At 55.6% G+C, this 4,613-nt stretch carries 3 protein-coding genes and 2 pseudogenes; all 5 read left to right on the top strand.

The window, feature by feature from the left end; translation table 11 throughout:
• A pseudogene (locus tag HMPREF1992_RS11570) lies at window positions 1–145 on the top strand (hypothetical protein); the annotation flags it as partial.
• A gap of 179 nt (window positions 146–324) precedes the next feature.
• Entirely contained in the window at window positions 325–1,284 is a 960-nt protein-coding gene (locus tag HMPREF1992_RS00970; RefSeq protein WP_021683931.1) for an amidoligase family protein, read from the top strand.
• 77 nt (window positions 1,285–1,361) lie between these two features.
• A complete protein-coding gene (locus HMPREF1992_RS00965) occupies window positions 1,362–1,826 on the top strand; it encodes a gamma-glutamylcyclotransferase family protein (RefSeq protein ID WP_021683930.1) in 465 nt (154 codons plus the stop codon).
• Window positions 1,827–1,899: 73 nt separating this feature from the next.
• The gene (locus HMPREF1992_RS00960) at window positions 1,900–3,501 is read left to right on the top strand and encodes a terminase large subunit (protein ID WP_021683929.1); all 1,602 of its coding nucleotides are present in this window, start codon (window positions 1,900–1,902) and stop codon (window positions 3,499–3,501) included.
• Between the two features lie 13 nt (window positions 3,502–3,514).
• Window positions 3,515–4,613, top strand: a pseudogene (locus HMPREF1992_RS00955) (phage portal protein); the annotation flags it as partial.

The raw sequence follows: 4,613 nt of genomic DNA, 5'->3' as shown, positions 1-4,613 counted from the left end.
CCACGCAGCCGTCTACGAGATGGTCGAAACGCCGAAGGAGACGGGATTCGCGGACATCGAATGCCGACTGAACCTCGTCGAAGCCGCCAAGGAGCTTTTCGAGGACGGTGGGCACGCGATGGCTTGGTGCATGAAGCGCATCTAAGCCGCTCCAAGAGGAAAAACAGCCCTTCGGGGCTGCTTCTCGTTGCACCGTATGATACGCCGTAAAAAATCTGCAAAATGTCAAGTATACTCCGCTATTCGCTTGCTATATGTGGCTTTTAGAGCCATGTATATACACAAGGAAAGCCCATAGGACAGCGAAGAAAGGGGAGCTTCCAAATGAAAGCGGAAACGGCACGGCAGATCGCAGACATGAAAAGGCAGACCATCGGGGTGGAAGTCGAGATGTACGGCATTACCCGCAGGGACGCGGCGGGAATCGCGGCGGACTTCTTCGGCACGGGAGACTTCAAGGACACGGCGCACCGCAACGGTTACTGCACATGGAGCGCATGGGACGACCAGGGGCGCGAGTGGAAATTCCAGCGCGACGTCAGCATCGAAGCCGGAAGCAGCGCAGAGCAGACCGAACTGGTAACGCCCATCCTGCACTACGAAGACATCGAGCGCCTGCAGGAACTTCTGCGGAGGCTGCGCCACGCGGGAGCAAAGAGCAACCCCGCCCACATGTGCGGCGTACACATTCACATCGGCAAGGGCGACCATACGGCGAAAACCCTCCGCAACCTCGCCAATTTGATGGCAAGCCACGAAAGTCTCCTGATCGCCGCGATGCGCATCGACCAAAGCCGCATCGGACGCTACTGCAGGACAGTGGATCGAATCTTCCTCGACCGTCTCAACAGGGAAAAGCCACAGACGATGGAAGAACTTGCGGACATCTGGTACGAAGGGAATTGTGCTGCACATGGCAGAGGACATCACTACAACGGCTCACGGTATCATTGCCTCAATCTCCACGCGACCTTCACGAAAGGCACCATCGAATTCCGCCTCTTTCAGTTTGCCAATCCCACGGCAGAGCGTAAGGGCGGTATCCACGCGGGGGAAATCAAGAGTTACATCCAGCTTTGCCTTGCCCTTTCCGAAATGGCAAAGACACTAAGGACGGCAAGCCCCAAAGAACCGCAGCGGGAGAACCCGAAATTCGCAATGCGGACATGGCTGATGCGCCTCGGCTTCATCGGCGGGGAATTCGCCACGGCGCGGGACATCCTCACGAGGAACCTTGCGGGCGACGCTGCTTTCCGCTTCGGCAGGAGCACCCCTTCGGCATAAATGCCAAAGACCCGACATTGCCCGCCAGACGGCGGGCTTGGGGCGGTAGAAGGAATGTTCCTTCGGAAGCGGAAAGGATGATGAAGATGAAAACGAAGATTTACATCGCTTACGGCTCGAACATGGACGAGCGGCAGATGGCGTTTCGCTGCCCGGAGGCGGAGCTTCTGGGGACGGGACTCCTCGAAGGCTGGCGGCTCATGTTCAAGGGGAGCAAGACGGGAGCGTATGCGACCATCGAGAAAGAGAAGGGGCTGACCGTCCCAATTCTGCTCTGGCGTATTTCGGAAAAGGACGAGGAACGGCTTGACCGCTACGAGGGATTCCCGACGTTCTACTACAAACGGACAGTCCAAGCCGTGAGAACCGATGCAGACGGAAAGCCCTGCGGCATGACGCGAGGAATGGCATACATCATGCACGAGGAGCGCAGGCTGGGACTGCCCACCGTCGATTATCTTGCCGTCCTCGATGAAGCCTATCGAAAATTTGGCTTCGACGAGGAAATCCTCGCTGCGGCATACGAATACAGCAGCAAATAAACAATACACAGTTTGCCGAGAACCGCCTGCGGGCGGTTTTCTCGTTTGCGTACACTTGGAAGGGGGTGACTTCATGCGGAAACTGACGGACTACAAGCCGACGAGGTTCATGGCAGAGGGCGCGCACTATGACAAAGCCTCTGCGAACTATGCGGTGGGATTTATTGAGTGCCTGTGCCATACGAAGGGGACGTGGGCAGGAAAGCCCTTTGAACTGATCGACTGGCAGGAGCGCATTATCCGAGACATTTTCGGAATTTTGAAGCCGAACGGTTATCGGCAGTTCAATACGGCGTATGTGGAGATTCCCAAGAAGCAAGGAAAATCAGAGCTCGCGGCCGCTGTCGCACTGCTCCTTTGCTGTGGAGACGGTGAGGAACGCGCCGAGGTGTATGGCTGTGCCGCCGACCGTCAGCAGGCGAGCATTGTCTTTGAGGTCGCAGCAGATATGGTGCGGATGTGTCCTGCACTCAGTAAGCGGGTGAAGATTCTCGCCTCCCAGAAGCGCATGGTATATCTGCCAACGAACAGCTTCTATCAGGTGCTTTCGGCAGAAGCCTACTCGAAACACGGCTTCAACATTCACGGCGTTGTATTCGACGAACTGCACACGCAGCCGAACCGCAAACTCTTTGACGTTATGACGAAAGGTTCCGGCGATGCGCGTATGCAGCCGCTTTACTTCCTTATCACCACGGCAGGGACGGATACCCAGTCCATCTGCTACGAGACGCATCAGAAAGCGAAGGACATTCTCGAAGGGAGAAAGATTGATTCGACCTTCTATCCCGTGATCTACGGAGCGAAGGAGGATGAGGACTGGACAGACCCGGAGGTCTGGAAGCGGTCGAATCCGTCCCTCGGAATTACGGTCGGCATCGACAAGGTACAGGCAGCCTGTGATTCGGCACGGCAGAATCCCGCTGAGGAGAACAGCTTCCGTCAGCTGCGGTTAAATCAATGGGTAAAGCAGTCCGTGCGGTGGATGCCGATGGACAAGTGGGATGCGTGCGCCATACCTGTTGACGCTGAGTCCTTAGAAGGGCGCGTCTGCTACGGCGGGCTTGACCTTTCCTCCACGATGGACATTACGGCATTTGTTCTTGTGTTCCCTCCGAGCGAGGAGGATGAGACGTTTGCCGTGCTTCCGTATTTCTGGATTCCCGAGGAGAATATTGACCTGCGTGTGCGCCGCGATCATGTACCGTATGACGTGTGGGAGAAGAAGGGCTTTCTCATGACCACCGAGGGGAATGTTGTGCATTACGGATTCATCGAGACGTTCATTGAGAAACTTGGCGAAAAGTACAACATCCGCGAGATTGCCTTTGACCGATGGGGCGCGGTACAGATGGTGCAGAACCTCGAAGGAATGGGATTCACCGTTGTTCCGTTCGGGCAGGGATTCAAGGATATGAGCCCGCCGACCAAAGAGTTGATGAAACTGACTCTGGAAAAGAAAATAGCGCACGGCGGGCATCCCGTCATGCGCTGGATGGCAGACAACATCTTTATTCGCACCGATCCTGCGGGGAACATCAAGGCGGACAAGGAGAAGTCCACAGAGAAGATCGACGGCGTGATTGCTCTCATCATGGCACTCGATCGTGCGATTCGGTGTGGAAATGATATGTCGGAATCGGTGTATGAAAATCGTGGTGTGTGGGTGTTTTGAAATGGAGGTTTTCATGAACCTATTCAGCAAACTCTTCCGTTCGCGGGATAAGCCTACGAATCATCTCGGCGGCTTGTCCTTTTTGTTTGGGCAGACGGCGGCGGGCAAGGCGGTCAACGAACGGACGGCCATGCAGACAACGGCAGTCTACGCCTGTGTGCGTATCCTCGCCGAATCCATCGCAGGGCTACCTCTTCACGTCTATGCCTATCAAGGTCAGGGCAAAGAGCGTGTACCGGAGCATCCGCTGTATTTCCTGCTCCACGATGCGCCGAACCCAGAGATGACCTCCTTTATATTTCGCGAAACCATGATGAGTCACCTTCTTTTGTGGGGAAATGCTTATGCACAAATTTTGCGGGATGGCAGGGGGCGTGTTCTCGGACTCTATCCGCTGCTCCCGGACAAGATGGAGGTCGGTCGCGACAGCCGCACGGGGGAACTCTACTACACCTACACGCGAAGCACGGAGGAGAATCCGAACTTCAAAGATAAGGGGCAGATTCGTCTGCGTCGTGAAGATGTGCTCCACATTCCGGGACTCGGCTTTGACGGACTTGTCGGCTATTCTCCCATTGCTATGGCAAAGAATGCCATCGGCATCGCTCTGGCAACGGAAGAGTATGGCGCGGCATTCTTCAAGAACGGAGCGCGTCCGGGCGGCGTGCTTGAGCATCCGGGCGTTCTAAAAGACCCGTCGAAGCTCCGTGAAAGTTGGCACGCCGTCTACGGCGGCACGATGAACACGGGCAGAATCGCCGTCCTTGAGGAGGGTGTAAAGTATCAGCAGATTGCCATACCGCCCGAGGAGGCGCAGTTCCTTGAGACAAGGAAGTTCCAGATTGACGAGATTGCACGGCTCTATCGTGTGCCGCCGCATATGGTAGGAGACTTGGAGAAATCTTCGTTTTCAAATATCGAGCAGCAGTCGCTTGAATTTGTCAAATACACACTGAATCCATGGGTGGTTCGTTGGGAGCAGTCCCTGCAAAAAGCACTGCTGACGGATAAAGAGCGGAAGGATTACTTCATCCGTTTCAACGTGGACGGGCTGCTGCGCGGGGATTACAAGAGCCGTATGGAGGGATATGCCATCGGGCGACAGAACGGAT

Origin of the sequence: Selenomonas sp. oral taxon 892 str. F0426 (assembly GCF_000468035.1) — a bacterium.
Taxonomy (GTDB): Bacteria; Bacillota; Negativicutes; order Selenomonadales; family Selenomonadaceae; genus Centipeda.
Note: the sequence above shows the minus strand (reverse complement) of the source record. Positions and strands in the feature narration are given on the sequence as shown.

Coding starts and splice junctions, on each gene's coding strand:
- HMPREF1992_RS00970 (WP_021683931.1), top strand. CDS start 325: ATGAAAGCGGAAACGGCACGGCAGATCGCAGACATGAAAAGGCAGACC.
- HMPREF1992_RS00965 (WP_021683930.1), top strand. CDS start 1,362: ATGATGAAGATGAAAACGAAGATTTACATCGCTTACGGCTCGAACATG.
- HMPREF1992_RS00960 (WP_021683929.1), top strand. CDS start 1,900: ATGCGGAAACTGACGGACTACAAGCCGACGAGGTTCATGGCAGAGGGC.